The following is a 14,661-nucleotide window of genomic DNA, read 5'->3' as shown; positions in this document are numbered from 1 at the left end:
TGCTCCCAGCCCTACCTGCAGGCGGCGCTGACCTGCTGGTCCAGGCTGGCACGCATTCCGGCATTCGCCTGCGACCCTGCCGCAGCCAGCGCGGCAGTGCGCGTGGCCTTGGCACCGTCACAGTTCTCGTTGCCTGCGGTCGTGGTATAGCGCACCTGCACGCGCCGCTGGCCGGCCTCGACCGGCGCGGCGGACAGGGCCTGGGTCGGGTTGGAAGTGGAGGGCGTTGCATAGCGCCGCGAGGAGGTCTCTCCTTCGCTGCAGGGGATCGACTGGTAGCTGGTTTCACCCTTCGGGCCGGTGCACTTGTACACAGCCTGGGCATGCGCGGCCGGACTGGCGAAGCAAAGGACGGCGGAGGCGAGCAGGGTGAGGCAGACCTTTGTCATCGAAGCTCCGTACGGAAATCTGAATAGGGAAAGAGCGCAGATTATGTCCGTTCCGCGGCAAGGAATCCGGAACCATTCCGCGCTTTCCGGAAAGGAAAGGCGCGCCGACGCACTGCGCTGCCGTCACCCGCATGCGAGGGCTGCGCGCAGGATCAGTCGGCAGCGGAAGGAGACGCCGACATCACGCCATCGATCCAGTCGGCGTAATGGCTCAAACGCACGTTGCAGGTGACCTGGCCATAGCGCCCGGGTCGCGTCGTCAGCACATTGCCCTGTACGACCTTCCAGGAGCCGAGTCCGGCCAGTCGCCATTGCCCGTCGTGTTCGATCAAGGCGGGGCCACCACTATCGCCGTTGCCGAGCACGCCCTCGCGTGGCAAGGCTGAAGGTGGCGCATCGAACACGTAGCAGAACCAACGGTCGTATGCGCTGCTGACCTTGTTGAAGGCACGTCGCAGCTCGGTGCGGTTGGGACCGCCGGGATCGTGCCCGGTATCGCCGGTTCCGGTCGCGCCCTTGCCGATCAGCTGGATGATCTGCCCCAGCTCATCATTGCCAGCATGGCGCGCGACCGGAACGACATCGGTGACCGGCTGGCGCAATCGGATCAATGCCACGTCATCCGAGGCCGCAAGGAAGGCGACGATCAACATGGCCTCGCCACTGGCCATGGCTTGGTCGATCAGGGCCTGCGGCAGGGGCTTGTAGCCCGGATGGACCACCACCTGCTCCACGTCCCGCGGCTGCCCGTTGATGACGACCTGCTTCAACACCGTATGTCGCGGAAGGGTGTGCGCCGCGGTGATAGCCCATTGCGGGGCAATCAGGCTGCCGTGCCCTTCGCCGGGCATATCGACCAGGGCGGGAAAGGCGCTGGCTGGTATCCGATACGTCGCGTCGTCCACATCATGGCGGATGACGATGGCCGCAACGGGGGAGGACATCGCGAGAAGAAGTGTGGACAGCAGCAGGCGCTTCATGTGCAGGCTCTGGTCGTGGAATGGACATGGAGTTCGACAGCGACACCGCAACAGCGCAACACGGCCGGCGGTCCTGTGTTTCCTCAACGACGAAGGTATCTCGCCAGCGCTCCAACCGTGCATAGTGCGGCGACTGCAAGCGGTAGATAGCCAATCCGAGCGCCCTGCGCAAGCAGCCCTGCAGCTGCCAGTGACGCCGATGCGGCGGCGATCGCCAACTGTTGTGCGGTGAGGCGATTCAGGTGCTCCATTCTATGCCTCCGATTGAAGTATGACTGTCCCGGCAAGCGTCCGGGAGCGAAGTGCCAGTCTGCAACACTGGCATGAAGGCGGTCCGGGCGGGTACGTGGCTCAGCACTGGAACCCCAGGATCCGCTCGTTGCCCGCGGCATTGCTGCGATCAAGATCGCTGCGACGCTCAAGTGCCTGCGTGCAGCCGCGTGGCTTGATGTACTCGCTGACCATGTCCAGCAGATCATCGGTCTCCCAGGCCTGCGTGTCCTTCGCGCGCACGTGGATGTAGTACGGCTGCTGGAACATCACGATGTACGTGTCCAGCACATAGTCGCGACCGGCATGGGAAACTTCGGCGTGGTTTTCATCCACCTTCACCCAGTTGCGTTCAACCAGACCGCTGTCGGCGGCAACGCTCGACGCTGAGAGAAGGGCGGCTGCGATGATGACTGTCGTGGTGATTCCTTTCATGTATGACGCTCTCGAACGGGGATTGGGATGGCTTGCCAGGCCGAAGATCGGACCTTCGGCCTGCATGGATAGGTGCGTGCGGATTCCTCGGCATGCCTGCCGTACGCTACCAACGATAGCTTGCGGCGTTCACGAATGCACCGCGCTGTGGCTCAAACGCCTCGTATCCCAGTGATTCGAGGACTGCAATGAGCGTTATCAACGTTCCCAGCGTGTCCGGATCACTGGTGTCAGGGTGCCAGTCGGAAATGTGCGCCTGCTGCAAGCCAATGAGGATTTCAAAGGACGCGTCGGGATCGCCCGGCAAGGGGATGTCGATACAGATTACCTGCTCCTCCGCCTGTTGATATGGGCTGGGCGCGGAACCCGGGATGGTGCCGAGAATGGCGGATGCCACGCGTCGAATTTCCAGAAGTTGCCCTGCATCGAGCGCAATGTCTTCCTGGTCCTGCAGTTGTTCCATCTGGTCGAACTTTGGCGAATTGCCAACGAATCGATAGAACGAAATATCAAATCCCATTTGAAATCCTATCGTGGCGCTGTGTGCCCGGGCGCAGCGCTTGGTGCATGGCCCGCTGTTCCGCGGATACGCAAGTCTGCTGATCCCGAAGCCTGCGGCGCTGCCAAAACCTGTGCGGTAGCCGAGTCCCCATCTTGGCAACAATGGCCATGAGTGGCAAACCAACGGAGTGCAGCACATGGAACGGCGCACAGAAAGGCACGTACGGCGGATGGATGCTTGGCTGGTCGGCCCTTCGAGCGGGACCTTGCCTGTGGCAGTTATCGGGTATCGAACGCCTTTCTCTATGCGGACGTTGTCCAGAAGTAATGGATGAACTCATCTTCGTACTCGGCCAGCACGGAGACGGTGAAATCGGTCCTCATCGAGTACATGAGCAGTGCTCCGACAAAGCCAGTTGGTGGGTGCAGTGGGAGCGGGAGCGGTGCAACAAGCTCGCTGGAGCTCTCCATGACCATGCGGTTGAACGTTTCTTCGGAGATAGGTTCAAATTCGGCACCATGCAGGTAGGGCGCGAAATAATGTTCCCGGGTACTCCAGTCGTCAGTCCGCTCAGCCGAGCACCAGAACCTCAAGCCGTTGTCTGCAGTCAGCCGCGGAGCACGGGTGATACGAATGAGCTCCTCGGAACACGGCGTACGGAACGCATGCTGCGGATAGGTGGTGAAATGGAGGCCGGGGTAACACCCTGAAAACGTCCAGTGAATCAGCTTGCTGTGTTCTATTGCGGCGAGATCGGTGCGGGTGAACATAGGTCAGGTATCGAATGAGAACATGCCGGTGTTGGTGCATCGGGGGGAACCAGGTGCGTCAATCCGTAGGGAGGCAATCCACGGATCTTGCGCGGGTGTCGGGCTGCAGGGAGGGGGAGTCCCGTGCCCAACGCGGCGGACTGCATGAATCCCATGCGCAGGTCCTGGCCAACCAGCAGCGCAACGTACGGCTCATCCGGCTAAGGCGAGGACTTGCTGGGCAGCAACGACCGGGTCTGATCAGGCGCATCATGAAAGCAGCCACGCACCTGGAAGATTGCCAACGCCTCGTCGGCTGCCGCGGCCAGTAGCTGCCACTGCGTGCTGGCCCACAGTGTATCCAGTGAAGGCAGCTGCTGCGGCGTGGCTTCCGCCACCGCATCCCATGCAGCGTGGAACCTTTCGACAGCGGTCACTTCCTCGGAGCAGAACACGGGATCGGTGATATAGCTGCGCCAATCTTCCTGCACCAGGTCCTGCCATTGGTTGATGATCTCGTTCGCGACATTGATGCTGGGCGCAGCACGCTGGTACAGCGCTTGCTCCTCGAACGAACTGGCCAGCGCAAGGTAGCCAATCATCTGGTTCCGTACTCGGCAGGTGACTGCGGGGTCTGTCATATGGTCATACACGGCATTGAATCGAGCGGCACAGCGCCCCAACATGGACGAACCATCAATTGCCTGTCCCGTCTGGCCAGACCTTGTCGACGAGTGCACCAATCTCCAACGGTTCGGCGTGCCCCTGCATCGCGCTGTTCCATTCCTGTGGGCTGGGAAACCCTGTTGGCGCTGGCGCGCCCCAGAGGGAAGAGTTCAGTGCAAACACTACCGCGCCCTCTTTGGCCTCAAATGCTGGCACTTCCAGAATGGCTGCGCGAAGTCTGGATGCCGTCGGCTCGGGTAGTGCCGGTTTGAAGTCGAACCACACCCTGGAGCGCCCGCCGGGTCGCACGGCAAGAACAAGATAGCCGGTGGCTGGCGTGGCGGTGGTGCCCGACAAGGCCTGCTCCGCCGAGGCCTGAACCGCCTTGATATAGGCTGACAATGCAGCGATTGAGGTGACCCGCTCGTTCAGAACGAACTCGGGTTGAAGCAGGGTGACGCCGTGCATGCGATAGGGAGTCGCCGCGACGGCTGCGACAGCAAGGGAGGCAGTGATTGCACCTGCGAATAATTTCATTCTGGCACCTGATTCCGAGACTGAGCCAAGCTGTGGGTCGAACTCGACATGATTGAGCTGCGGGATGCTGTCGCCCCGCGTGAGGATCGCTGACGGCTTGTCCTGTCGAGGTTGGCCGTCATCCGCAGCAGCTTCATGTGCGGCGATTCTCTCGAGCAGAGTGTCGATCGCGGTTTCCATCGCGCGCGCAGTCTGGCCACTGCTTTGGTTGGTGATGACGGATATGCTGACCCCAGACCTCGGGATGATGAGGATGTAGCGCTGCGAACGAGGTACGCCGAGCTGGATGAGCTGCCAAGTGCGCTCGGGTTGAATGAACTGTTAGGCCTCATTGAGCACAAGGATTCCGTTGTTGATCGCCGAGTTTGCATGCGTGTCGGCAATCGCTGATTGCTCAATGAATCCTGATTCCCTTGAGATCATGAGGTCTATCTTCCCCGGGCTGGCTTTTCGCGCCTCGGAAAGCAGTTGCCGATACAAGCGATCATGGATTGTTCCACCGGTACGGACGCCATCTGGCGCGGAGTCCGCCACAACTGCATAGAAGTCATGATCGCTATTGGGTCGGGGCGTCCCTGAAGCCCTGCTGCCGAATAGATAGATGCGGCGGAGGCCGTAGTTCGATAGGTTTTCCTTGCAGAAGCTGACAACGAACTCAACAGTTGCTTTATCGGCGGTTGCTGGAAGGATAGGCATGAGGTCCAACTCCTGAACTAAGCCGCACGATGGAGCGGCGTTGGCTTGAATGAATTGTCAGCCTCTTGGGGCTCACTGGAAGAGCCGGCGCCATAGTGGCTTGGCAGGGGGCATGTACACCTCAGCAGGTATGCCGACAAGGGCGGGGCCCGAGAGTGTCGCGCCCTCAAGTGAGCTGCCTTGGTTTAGGGCCTCATTGACAGCCGCCAGGGTGGAGCTGCGAAGCGCGATGTTGCCAAACGTGCTTCTTTGCTCGGAATGGTACATGTCCATGCCGAGGCGAACCGCTGCTTGGAAGATCGGCTCCAGTTGAAATGAAAGCTCTATCCAATTGCCACTTTTGGACCTTGCACTGAACGTGGTTGGCAGATTGACCTTGGCGATGTGAGGGAGCAGAACCAGAGCGAACGCCTCAGGTGGCCAATCAATAAGCCGCCTGGCAAGCATCGAGTCCTGAGCCAACGCCAGGACGTTGGACTCAATCTCCGTATCGGTAATGCCATCCGTGCCAAGGACGGCAACGGCTTGCGCGACTAACTCCGGGGGAACTGTGGGCATTGGGAAGGGTGATGACGCTTGAATTGAACCGAGCCGGGCCGAGCCGCGGAGTGGCTTCGGCTTGAATGAACTAGCTTGTGGATGGATGGGCTTCAGTTCTTCATTACTTGGGCAACATGGAGCCATGCAGGTGAGTTGTACCAGTTCCCTACGTCGATATCACGAGCTGGTTCAAGCCATTCCACTCCGTCTTCAAGTGCATCCTCCTGGAGCGAGTAGCGGCCCATGGAAAGATCGTCCTCGAATCTCTTGAGATAGCGCGATACGGAGTCCGCCAGCTTGAGGGCAACTCCGTATTCACTGTCCACGAAGATCACCTGACCGACTTCACCTCCAGCCGTTGGCGCCAAGTCAACGAGGATCTTGGATCGACCATTGTCGTGGCCAATTTCCAGACGTAGTCGCCCGAAGTTGTACCCGGTAGCGATCCCAGGATCGGCAAAGCTCAGTGGATCACCGTCACCCTCTTGGAGCAGGCGGGGAAGTCCCTCCAAAAGCGATCCGATATCCGTGAAGACAAATCCGAAAGCGAAGTTTGCGGTGCTTCTCGGGTCGGTGCCAGCAGTAGCTCGATAGAGCCTGACAAGGTCGTTCGGAAGTGGCCTGCCGACGGCGGCCTCCAACTCTCTTATTTGTTCAGCGCTTGCACCCGGAAGCAACGCTTCTTCAACGCTTGGGGCTAGATTACCGAGAAGAGCGCGAATTCCATCGATCATTGAAGAATCCTGTTGATGTTGTTCAGGGCATGCCAATACTTGAATCAGGGCGACCCGCGAAGCGGGTTCGGCTTTGATGAACTGTCAGGGCGCGCCCCGGATGCCCTTTGCGTATGAGTTATAGAACTCATGCGCGCTGTCCACTTCATGGTGTATTTCAATGGGATAAGGGTCGGGCTCTCGGGGAATCGTGTTCAGCACGGTGAGAAAGCTGTCTCTGTCTCGGGAGAGGAATACGTACTCCCGGTATCCAGGCTTGGTGAAGACCATGCACAAGATAGCCTGATTGTCTGACTCTATGCGTTCGCAGACTCGATCTTCGAACCTCTTCATGGCCTCAGAATCTGAAGCTGACGGAGTACCGGCGTTGGTGGGATATTGGAAATCCCAAATCACGTTGAATCTCTCAGGAAAGGCACCGAAGTCGAACTCGGGTTCGATCGTCTTTAGACGGAGTAAAGACAGTCCGGCTTCGGTCTCTCTTCGTGCGAGAACCCAGCCTCTTTGGTCTTCCATAAACCCTCCCTGGCGCCCGGACGCCTGAATTGAGCCGAGCAGCGAAGCGGCTACGGCGTGAGTGAATTGTCAGGCGCCACCCTTGGAGAGTTGCACCCACTCCAATGCATCAACGTCATGAACAGCAAGGGTTGTCGGCACGGGATATGCCCACCCACCGGCTTTCCACCATGACTCCGAGAGCCAACGCGACAGTAGCGAAGTCGTTAGTTGAAGACCCGGGAACTCGTCAGGCTCTACAAAGTATTGCTCGTCAATATTCGGGAGGCCTTCGAGGCCAAGGTCAAGCCTAAGTGATCTCCCGGGAAAGAGGCTTGGATCTGCGTGATCTACCTTGTTGTTCTTGCCCCGCCAGTACGCCCAGATGCTTGGTGTTCCACCGTACTCGTCTGGGAATATCTCAATGTGTGCCTCATCAACTCCGCGGCCAATCGGCTGCACCAGGAGGTCTCGGAGCGCGTGGATAGCTCGATCTGAAAGGCCGTCCAACTTGCGCTGATACATCGACGCAAATTGCTCTTTGCTCAAACCATATGGAACCATCGGTAGCACCTGATGCCTGAGTTAAGCCGCGCAGAGCAGCGGTGTCGGCTCGAATGAGTTGTTAGACTGCGGCGCCATTGCTCTCAGCCATAGGGTCGACGAAAGGAATGCCGGAACCGGAGGCGCGTTCATAAAATGTGGCTTGTGGCGGATGGAGATCCACAATTCTGTAGGCGCCATTTGGATTGACGAATATCTGATGAGCGAGAAGCATCACTCTGATGGTTCCGTCAGGGAAGGTTTTGTTCATTCCCTCCGGGTGACCAAGTGGTGGGACAGTCCATTTCGGATTAACTGTACGGGACGCATTGGCCAGGCCTTCGATCGCTGCCTTCGGATTGCCCGCGTCGGGAAGGGCATCGAGAAGTCCCTTGAGCGCTTCCAGCGCCTGAACGATTTCGGGTCTTCTTGTTCTTTCTGGGTCCATTTTGCATGCGCCTCCTGCGACCTGGGTGTGGAATTATGCGCGACTCGCGAGGCGAGTTCGGCTTGAATGAACTGGCAGGTACCCTCCGTGAACTGGAGGTACTGCCGCTTGTGAAGTTTGGCAATGCCCGCGCCGCTTGAGCTTCACAGGCAAAGTACGACGCACCGTTTATTGAACTCGCGGGCACGAGACCATCCAGATGGAATTCGGTTGGTGCCACAAAAGCGTATCAGTGCGTCATCAACGTCTACGAACAGGATGCGCCGTCCGATGGGATCTAACGCCGGAGTTATGTCTGGCCGCGGAGCGGCATTGGCTTGAACGATTTGTCAGGCATCAGCCAGCGACCAACTGCTGATGCCAACAACGCCCCAATGAGCCATGAAGTCAAGGCGTTGAAGCTCGTGGGCAGCAGGCCCTTCCACGCCAAGGCAGCAACGGTGATCCCCGTGAACCCGATCAATGTGGGGATAAGCAGGGAGGAGAACATCCGCAACGCAGCGATTTGAACCAGGAATGCGACTAGCGCCGCACCCAGGCCAAAGACAACGACTGCGTTCCAGAGCGCGATAGGGAAACCAGAAGGCATTGCGATTGCTGCGGTATGGCCGATTGCATATACGGACGCGAGGCAGGTGACCGCTCCGGATCCAGTTCCAACAAGAAGACTTTTTAGAAGCTGAGGCATTTCTTCCTCCTGAGGCCAGCTATGGGATAAAGCCGGGCCGCGGAGCGGCTACGGCTTGAATGAATTGTCAGGGTTCAGCAAAAGAATCAACCGCCTACTTCTTTGCAGGATGTGCCGCGTCGAGCTGCGCGCTATTTTCCACTGCAGCATCGTATATTTCAAACAGCGATACCCTGGCAGACCAGATGCCCATGCATAGCAGAAGCAAGGCCAGTGGCAAAAACCTGTGAATTCGTTTTTCAATCATGGGAATTACGTCCTTTGTAAAAGTTCGATTGAACAACCTAACTCTGAAACCACGCCAACATGGGTAGTAAGTTGGGCTGGGATGAGTTGTCAGGAAATTTCCCAGACATAGACCTCTCCCTCATCTCCGACTATCCGTGCCCCAATTTTTGTGCAGAGTGCGATGGCTGCCTGCCTTACAGGGTCGAGCGGATCCTGCAGGAGTGCAGGGGTGGCCGCAAACGTCACGCGACCGATGCTGTAGGAAAAAGCCGGCTGCCACTCGGACTCCGGGCCAGTACCGGTCTGGATGTACACCTGGGCATTGCTGTGCGGCAGCTGGATCTCGATTCGTTCCCCTGTGTTTTGGTTCACGGTTGCCACTGTCCCGGTGCCTTTGCGGACGTAAGGGGTGGATAGCACTGCTGCATTCCACTCTGCCTCTGAGATGGGTTAGCTGTTATTTTTCTCAATATGCAGGTCGTATGCCACGCGAGCCCCCTGGCTCTGGAATGAAGCCGCGCCGTGCAGTGGCTTCGGCTTGAATGAATTGTCAGGGCTCACACGCATACAGTTGGAGCCCGCAGTTGGAACAATAACGCGTTGCGGCCAAGGCAGGTTCTTGACCAGCAAGGAATGGCTTGGAGCAGCGAGGGCATGGAAATCGAGTGACACGGAAGCACAGCCAAAGCCAGGTACAGCCCCAAGCCACCCCCGCAATGGTCAAGGCGATGCCTGGATCCAGATCCACTACAGAAAACATGAGATAGCCCACGGAGCATGCTGCTGGAAGGCCAAGCAGAAGCCCGAGGCACGCAGCCCAATGACGGCGTCGATAGCTGCTCCATTGTTGTACATAGCGCTCTGACATTTCTTGTGAGTCCAAACCCTGGAGCCAAGCCGCGTTGCGAAGCAACGGCGGCTAGAATGAATTGTTAGGCATTGCTGGCATAGGCCAAGCAATGAACGGTGACGGGAAACTTCTCATTGCCAGGCATCCAGCCACTGACGATCTTCGACTCAACAAAGCCAATAGACTTGTAGAAGTCCAAAGCGGCTTCGTTTCCTTGCAGGACCTCAATGCAGAGGCCTTCAGGGCGCTCCGCAAGGACTGACCTTGCCAAGAGACCTCCGATCCCTGTGCGGTAGCACGCCGGATCTACATATAGCCAAGTAAGCTCATCTTTACTGTAGGCCACGAAGCCGAGGACTAGGCCGTCCTTATCAGCAACAAGAATATCGTAATCAAATAGGTTCTCTCTTTCCGCGGCAATTTCCAGAGGCAGGAAAGCATGCTCCAGGCGTGCTCCGCGTAGCTCATCCATACGAGCGAGATCATGAATCTCGCAGATGCGGTGCCAATCATCCTTCTGATAGCGACGAACTTTCATGCAATGCATAACACCAGAATTGAGCCGCGCCGCGCAACGGCGACGGCGACGGCTTGAGTGAATTGTTAGGTCGCAACGCTATCAATCTTGCGTGCAACCGTCAGAACAACGGTGGAGAGCAGCTCAAATGCAAGATAGCAGACGCCAAAGATGGCAAGGAAGAGCGCGATTAGCGCCGCAATGCATCTCTGTGAGGCAACGGAATACTCCAGCAATCTGAGGTATGCCAATAGCTACGGCAGCAATGGCCGAAACAGCCACAAGAATGAGAGAAATATTGCCGAGGACGGACGCGTGCCAGAGAAATGCGTTGCGCCGCAGTGCGAGGAAGGCTCGGAGAGGAAGCAGCGAAACGCCGAATAGCCCGACGAACCCCAAGGCATAGATGGAAGAAGCAAATAGCAGATACGACTATTCTGTCATTGCAACCTACGTCTGAAATTAAGCCGCGGCACGTAGCGGCATCGGCTTGAATGAATCGCTAGGCGCGTCTGTCATAGGGTGTCATTGGACAGAAGCGAACCATCACGAGCAATCTTTGCGCTACAGGAGGGGCATTTCCAGCCACCTAGCATGGCTTCACGGGTGTTGGATGGTTTGCGGAATCTAGGCAGCAACGTCTTGCACTTGGGGCAGGTTTTTCGAGGAATCAGGAATGCAAGAAGAAGCACAGCTAATCCACCGGCGATACCGCCAACCAGCCCAGATGTCAGAAGCGTATCCATGTGTCTCCTTTAAGCGCTTAACGACTGAGTAAGGCCGACCCGAGAATCGGGTTCGGCTTGAATGAACTGTTAGGCGTGAGCTACTGCCATGCTAGCGCCTCGGCTTTTCCGGTCGTCTTGTCAACCGTCACGGTGAATCCCTTGCAGTCAAAAGTCCACTTTTTTCCGCAAGTTGAGTAGTCGAATGACCATGCCGAACTCGTTGGGTCAGCGATTCCGGATGGGCCAGTGTTGGTTGGTTCCCCAAATTCACTCAAGTCATATCCCACTCTAATTGCTTCGGCGTTGGCTATAAGTACGGCGTCATGGCGAGTATCCAGTGAGACGACGCGCTTGTCTGCAGGAGTGTGGGTGACCGTGCAGCCAACGGCAATAAGCATGGTGGACGTGGTGATAGTCAGCAATGCTGCTTTCATGCCTAACACCTGAATTAAGCCGAGCCGCGAAGCGGGTTCGGCTTGAATGAACTGTTAGGCCGCTCTAGGGGACTTGCCATACGATCTCCAACTCGGCGGATCGCATCCCCGGAATAGGCCATTTCTTTCCCCCATGCCGGCGGGTTTCCGCTAGATATCTTTCCGACAACTTAACAAGGCCACGCTGTTGATGCGCGGCGCTGTGCAGATCTTCGGCCTGAGTCGCGATCTGCTCTTGGAGCTCTAGAAATCGAAGGTTATTGCCTTGGATGCCGGGATGAGTACTTAGCTCCACTTCCCCTGCGTGGTAGGCGAGGTCCCACTCGCGCCATATTGTCTCGAACTCAGACACCGCCTCTAGGAAGGGTTGGTCAATTGGAACAATGTCAAAGACTGCAGTTCCCAGCACAGGGAGAGGATCGCGGAGCCAGAAGTAGTGAGGCCTGCCGCTATGGATTGCCACGCCCTCTTCTGGCAGCTCCATTTCACCGTCGTATACGAAGTAAGTGAGAACCGGATTTCTCATAGCGGCCTAACTCCGGAATTAAACCGACCCGCCCAGCGGATTCGGCTTGAATGAATTGTTAGCCCCTAGCTGGCACATTGGCAGCCCATAAGCTCTCGAAGCTTTGAGCGCTGATAGTAACGCCATTGAACTCATGTGATTGATTGATCTCCGTCAGCGGTGGAACCGGGACAATGCCAAGCTCGGTGCCGGGCGAACCGCTTTGCTGGGATGCATAGCCAACCTTACCCATAGGGAAAAATTCCAGCTTGCGCGTTTCGTATCGGTCTGCGTTGAGTTCGGAGACTAGGCGCACTGGATCAGTAGTGTTCTGGTGTTTCCACTCGACGTCGATGTATTCCATAGGGCCCAGCGCCTGAATTAAGCCGCGCCGCGAAGCGGCGTCGGCTTGAATGAATTGTTAGGCTCCAACCATGAAGTGCAGCCAACCAATGAGCAGCAAGGTAGGAATAACTCCAAGGAGCCCAAGTGCTATTCCTGTTTTTCCCGGCATGCTATTCCTAGTCATAAATCCGAAGCCTAACGCACATAGTCCGAGAGCGAGGCTGAGCCAGTAGATTGCAGAAGAACCCCAGCCCAATAAGAAGAATGCAACAACCCCAAGGACTGAAAGTATCCCTGCGAGAATCGAAATTTTTCCCATCTTACACCCACCAATTTTTCATCATGCAGCCTAACTCTGGAATTAAGCCGCGCCGCGAAGCGGCGTCGGCTTGAATGAACTGTTAGGCGGCTGTGGCCCTTACCGCTCCCCGGGCCAATGCTGCCCTGCTTGTGCAACTCAACGCTAGCCGATCATGCCACAGCTTGCGGGATGGAGCTTGCCCGGGAAGCCTTGCCGAGCGCTGCCGCCGAAGTGCGATGAATTGATTGCGGCAGAGCAGTGAGGTGTAAGACGAAGTGGCCGGCTTGCCGCTGCCAGGAACAGTTGGAACTGTTACCCGGAGCCGACCGGTGACTTGCCGATGTTGCTGCCGAAAGAAGAAGGGCCAGCCAACCAAACCCACTGCCGCCTAACGCCTGAATTAAGCCGAGCCGCGAAGCGGCTTCGGCTTGAATGAATTGTTAGGGCCCACCCCGGACCCTGGAGAGCAGTTTATCCCTACGCGCCTCGAGCTGATCAGGGTGTTGTGCGTACAAGCTTGGCCCCCATGTATAGGCAACTACCGTTGCCGCCTCTTGGTCCGAAAGTGCGCTGAGTGGTTTAGCGAACATGCGAGTGGATAGGGCGTTTAGGCCATGTCCCTGCCCGTTAAATACGAGAGTGGAGTACAACCCAAGAACCTCATCCTGGGAAAGGTGTAGCGAAACAAGCCGCTCCCAGAGAATGCTGCGTATGTGCCAGTTGAGCGTTCCTTTGCGCGGGAGAAGGCGATAGTGCAGCTGCCGGGCCACCATGGCGGAAGGCGATACGCCTCCTTGTTGCTGCGCAATGATGTATGTGCGGATCTTGGGTGGAGGCGTGCGGTCTAGAGGGTCTGCCTTAGCCAAGATGGCTTGAATGTCATCTCGGTGGGGCCAGAACACCAAAGCGTCATAAGCCAAGAAGCCTAAAGCTGGCAGAAGTATGAGCGTAGCGAGAAGGGCGACTACGAACTTTGCGAGACGCTTCATGTGGGCCCTAACTCCGGAATTAAGCCGGCCCGCGCAACGGGTTCGGCTTGAATGAATTGTTAGCCATCGCCAGGAACCACACCGGAGATGAACTCCTCGTAGGTGCTCCACGCGGGGTCAGGCGCCGCATGTATCTTGATGGGAAAGGCTGGACTGTCCTTCAGAGCCGAGTTGAGCTTGGTCATGAACTCATCCTGAGACTTGGTGTAATAGATCCATTCGCGGAAATTTTCGCCAGTTGACACCAGAGCTAGCGTTGCAAAGCCATTGCTCTCGATGGTTGGTGAAATAGCGTCCTCCAGCTCGTCCATACTCCTGCGCTCATCAGCGGATGGCATGCCGCTCTCCGACTGATAGTCCCAGACCAAGATCACCCGATCTGGTTGCTTGGAGCGGCGGAAGTCTACCGAAAAGGATTTGACGTACCGGAAGACGATGGAGCGGTCCTCCGCCTGGTGCCTAGAGACGGCCGTTGCCCACTCTTGGGCGGATGCTGACGTGGTCATGAAAAGGCCGATGATCGCGAGCAGGAGCTTTGACATGGCTAACACCTGAATTAATCCGAGCCGCGAAGCGGCTTCGGCTTGAATGAATTGTTAGAGGGCGTGCCGCGATACGCCAACGCGACAAACGCGAGACCTGTGGCCACGGATATGGCTAGCGGAAGCCAGGCGAGCGAGCCACGGGTGCCGCCAAGGAACCAAATACACAGACCAGGGAGCGTGGCGATTAGTAGAGCCGTAGCTGGACCCGCAAGGCGAAACCTTAGAGCAAGCCAAAGTGCAGGAAGCCCATATGCCAACAGCAGTAATGCCATTGCGGCGTAACCGATGGATGAGACAAACAAGGCATCGGCGATGAGTGTCAGAGACTGCTTGAGCGAGGTGGACTGGAACAGGGCGAGAAAGAGCGAAACTACGAGACTCCCTGCGGGGACCCCGACCAGTGCGGCCAAAAACAGGTTGCGATAAGGCCGGTTTGGAGGACGGGAGAGAATGTTCATTAGCCCTCTAACTCTGGAATTAAGCCGCGCCGAAAAGCGGCGTCGGCTTGAATGAACTGTTAGGCGGCTGTGGCCCTTACCGCTCCCCG

The 14,661-nt window shown here is 57.4% G+C and carries 22 protein-coding genes; 1 reads left to right on the top strand and 21 read right to left on the bottom strand.

The window, feature by feature from the left end; all coding sequences use genetic code 11:
• Window positions 1-11 precede the first annotated feature (11 nt).
• From RT131_RS18325 to RT131_RS18265, 13 genes are all read right to left on the bottom strand, one after another.
• Window positions 12-389, bottom strand: coding sequence for a DUF4124 domain-containing protein (locus RT131_RS18325; RefSeq protein ID WP_313174276.1), 378 nt, complete (start codon window positions 387-389; stop codon window positions 12-14).
• 152 nt (window positions 390-541) lie between these two features.
• Complete coding sequence (locus RT131_RS18320) at window positions 542-1,369, bottom strand: trypsin-like serine protease (protein ID WP_313174274.1); 828 nt, start codon at window positions 1,367-1,369, stop codon at window positions 542-544.
• Between the two features lie 351 nt (window positions 1,370-1,720).
• Window positions 1,721-2,074 carry a hypothetical protein gene (locus RT131_RS18315; protein ID WP_313174273.1) on the bottom strand — a complete coding sequence of 118 codons (354 nt, stop codon included), beginning with the start codon at window positions 2,072-2,074 and terminating at the stop codon, window positions 1,721-1,723.
• 106 nt (window positions 2,075-2,180) lie between these two features.
• Entirely contained in the window at window positions 2,181-2,594 is a 414-nt protein-coding gene (locus RT131_RS18310; protein WP_313174272.1) for a hypothetical protein, read from the bottom strand.
• A gap of 284 nt (window positions 2,595-2,878) precedes the next feature.
• The gene (locus tag RT131_RS18305; protein WP_313174271.1) at window positions 2,879-3,346 is read right to left on the bottom strand and encodes a hypothetical protein; all 468 of its coding nucleotides are present in this window, start codon (window positions 3,344-3,346) and stop codon (window positions 2,879-2,881) included.
• Window positions 3,347-3,546: 200 nt separating this feature from the next.
• Window positions 3,547-3,927, bottom strand: coding sequence for a hypothetical protein (locus RT131_RS18300; protein WP_313174269.1), 381 nt, complete (start codon window positions 3,925-3,927; stop codon window positions 3,547-3,549).
• Window positions 3,928-4,021: 94 nt separating this feature from the next.
• On the bottom strand, window positions 4,022-4,708 hold the full coding sequence (locus tag RT131_RS18295) for a hypothetical protein (RefSeq protein ID WP_313174267.1): 687 nt from the start codon (window positions 4,706-4,708) through the stop codon (window positions 4,022-4,024).
• 141 nt (window positions 4,709-4,849) lie between these two features.
• Window positions 4,850-5,224 carry a nucleotidyltransferase domain-containing protein gene (locus tag RT131_RS18290; protein ID WP_313174266.1) on the bottom strand — a complete coding sequence of 125 codons (375 nt, stop codon included), beginning with the start codon at window positions 5,222-5,224 and terminating at the stop codon, window positions 4,850-4,852.
• A 72-nt stretch (window positions 5,225-5,296) separates the two neighbouring features.
• Entirely contained in the window at window positions 5,297-5,782 is a 486-nt protein-coding gene (locus RT131_RS18285; protein ID WP_313174264.1) for a hypothetical protein, read from the bottom strand.
• A 92-nt stretch (window positions 5,783-5,874) separates the two neighbouring features.
• Window positions 5,875-6,498, bottom strand: coding sequence for an SMI1/KNR4 family protein (locus RT131_RS18280; RefSeq protein ID WP_313174263.1), 624 nt, complete (start codon window positions 6,496-6,498; stop codon window positions 5,875-5,877).
• Between the two features lie 84 nt (window positions 6,499-6,582).
• Entirely contained in the window at window positions 6,583-7,014 is a 432-nt protein-coding gene (locus RT131_RS18275) for a DUF695 domain-containing protein (protein WP_313174261.1), read from the bottom strand.
• Between the two features lie 69 nt (window positions 7,015-7,083).
• Window positions 7,084-7,557 (bottom strand): hypothetical protein, encoded by a 474-nt coding sequence (locus RT131_RS18270; protein ID WP_313174259.1) that lies wholly within the window; start codon window positions 7,555-7,557, stop codon window positions 7,084-7,086.
• Window positions 7,558-7,618: 61 nt separating this feature from the next.
• Window positions 7,619-7,984, bottom strand: coding sequence for a hypothetical protein (locus tag RT131_RS18265; RefSeq protein WP_313174258.1), 366 nt, complete (start codon window positions 7,982-7,984; stop codon window positions 7,619-7,621).
• A 317-nt stretch (window positions 7,985-8,301) separates the two neighbouring features.
• On the opposite strand from RT131_RS18265, the gene RT131_RS18260 reads away from it, so the two are divergent.
• Window positions 8,302-8,493, top strand: a complete 192-nt coding sequence (locus tag RT131_RS18260; protein ID WP_313174256.1) for a hypothetical protein — start codon at window positions 8,302-8,304, stop codon at window positions 8,491-8,493.
• Between the two features lie 273 nt (window positions 8,494-8,766).
• On the opposite strand, the gene RT131_RS18255 is transcribed toward RT131_RS18260, so the two are convergent.
• The 8 genes from RT131_RS18255 to RT131_RS18220 form a co-directional block, all read right to left on the bottom strand.
• Window positions 8,767-8,919 (bottom strand): hypothetical protein, encoded by a 153-nt coding sequence (locus RT131_RS18255; protein ID WP_313174254.1) that lies wholly within the window; start codon window positions 8,917-8,919, stop codon window positions 8,767-8,769.
• Between the two features lie 89 nt (window positions 8,920-9,008).
• The gene (locus RT131_RS18250; protein ID WP_313174252.1) at window positions 9,009-9,272 is read right to left on the bottom strand and encodes a hypothetical protein; all 264 of its coding nucleotides are present in this window, start codon (window positions 9,270-9,272) and stop codon (window positions 9,009-9,011) included.
• A gap of 560 nt (window positions 9,273-9,832) precedes the next feature.
• Window positions 9,833-10,288 (bottom strand): GNAT family N-acetyltransferase, encoded by a 456-nt coding sequence (locus RT131_RS18245; RefSeq protein WP_313174250.1) that lies wholly within the window; start codon window positions 10,286-10,288, stop codon window positions 9,833-9,835.
• A 494-nt stretch (window positions 10,289-10,782) separates the two neighbouring features.
• On the bottom strand, window positions 10,783-11,013 hold the full coding sequence (locus RT131_RS18240; RefSeq protein ID WP_313174248.1) for a hypothetical protein: 231 nt from the start codon (window positions 11,011-11,013) through the stop codon (window positions 10,783-10,785).
• An 80-nt stretch (window positions 11,014-11,093) separates the two neighbouring features.
• On the bottom strand, window positions 11,094-11,429 hold the full coding sequence (locus tag RT131_RS18235) for a hypothetical protein (RefSeq protein WP_313174246.1): 336 nt from the start codon (window positions 11,427-11,429) through the stop codon (window positions 11,094-11,096).
• 584 nt (window positions 11,430-12,013) lie between these two features.
• Window positions 12,014-12,298 (bottom strand): hypothetical protein, encoded by a 285-nt coding sequence (locus tag RT131_RS18230; protein WP_313174245.1) that lies wholly within the window; start codon window positions 12,296-12,298, stop codon window positions 12,014-12,016.
• A gap of 1,330 nt (window positions 12,299-13,628) precedes the next feature.
• Window positions 13,629-14,111 (bottom strand): DUF695 domain-containing protein, encoded by a 483-nt coding sequence (locus tag RT131_RS18225; RefSeq protein ID WP_313174243.1) that lies wholly within the window; start codon window positions 14,109-14,111, stop codon window positions 13,629-13,631.
• A 14-nt stretch (window positions 14,112-14,125) separates the two neighbouring features.
• Window positions 14,126-14,572 (bottom strand): hypothetical protein, encoded by a 447-nt coding sequence (locus RT131_RS18220; protein ID WP_313174242.1) that lies wholly within the window; start codon window positions 14,570-14,572, stop codon window positions 14,126-14,128.
• Window positions 14,573-14,661: the final 89 nt, after the last annotated feature.

The organism is Stenotrophomonas sp. (assembly GCF_032066555.1).
Taxonomy (GTDB): domain Bacteria; phylum Pseudomonadota; class Gammaproteobacteria; order Xanthomonadales; family Xanthomonadaceae; genus Stenotrophomonas.
Note: the sequence above shows the minus strand (reverse complement) of the source record. Positions and strands in the feature narration are given on the sequence as shown.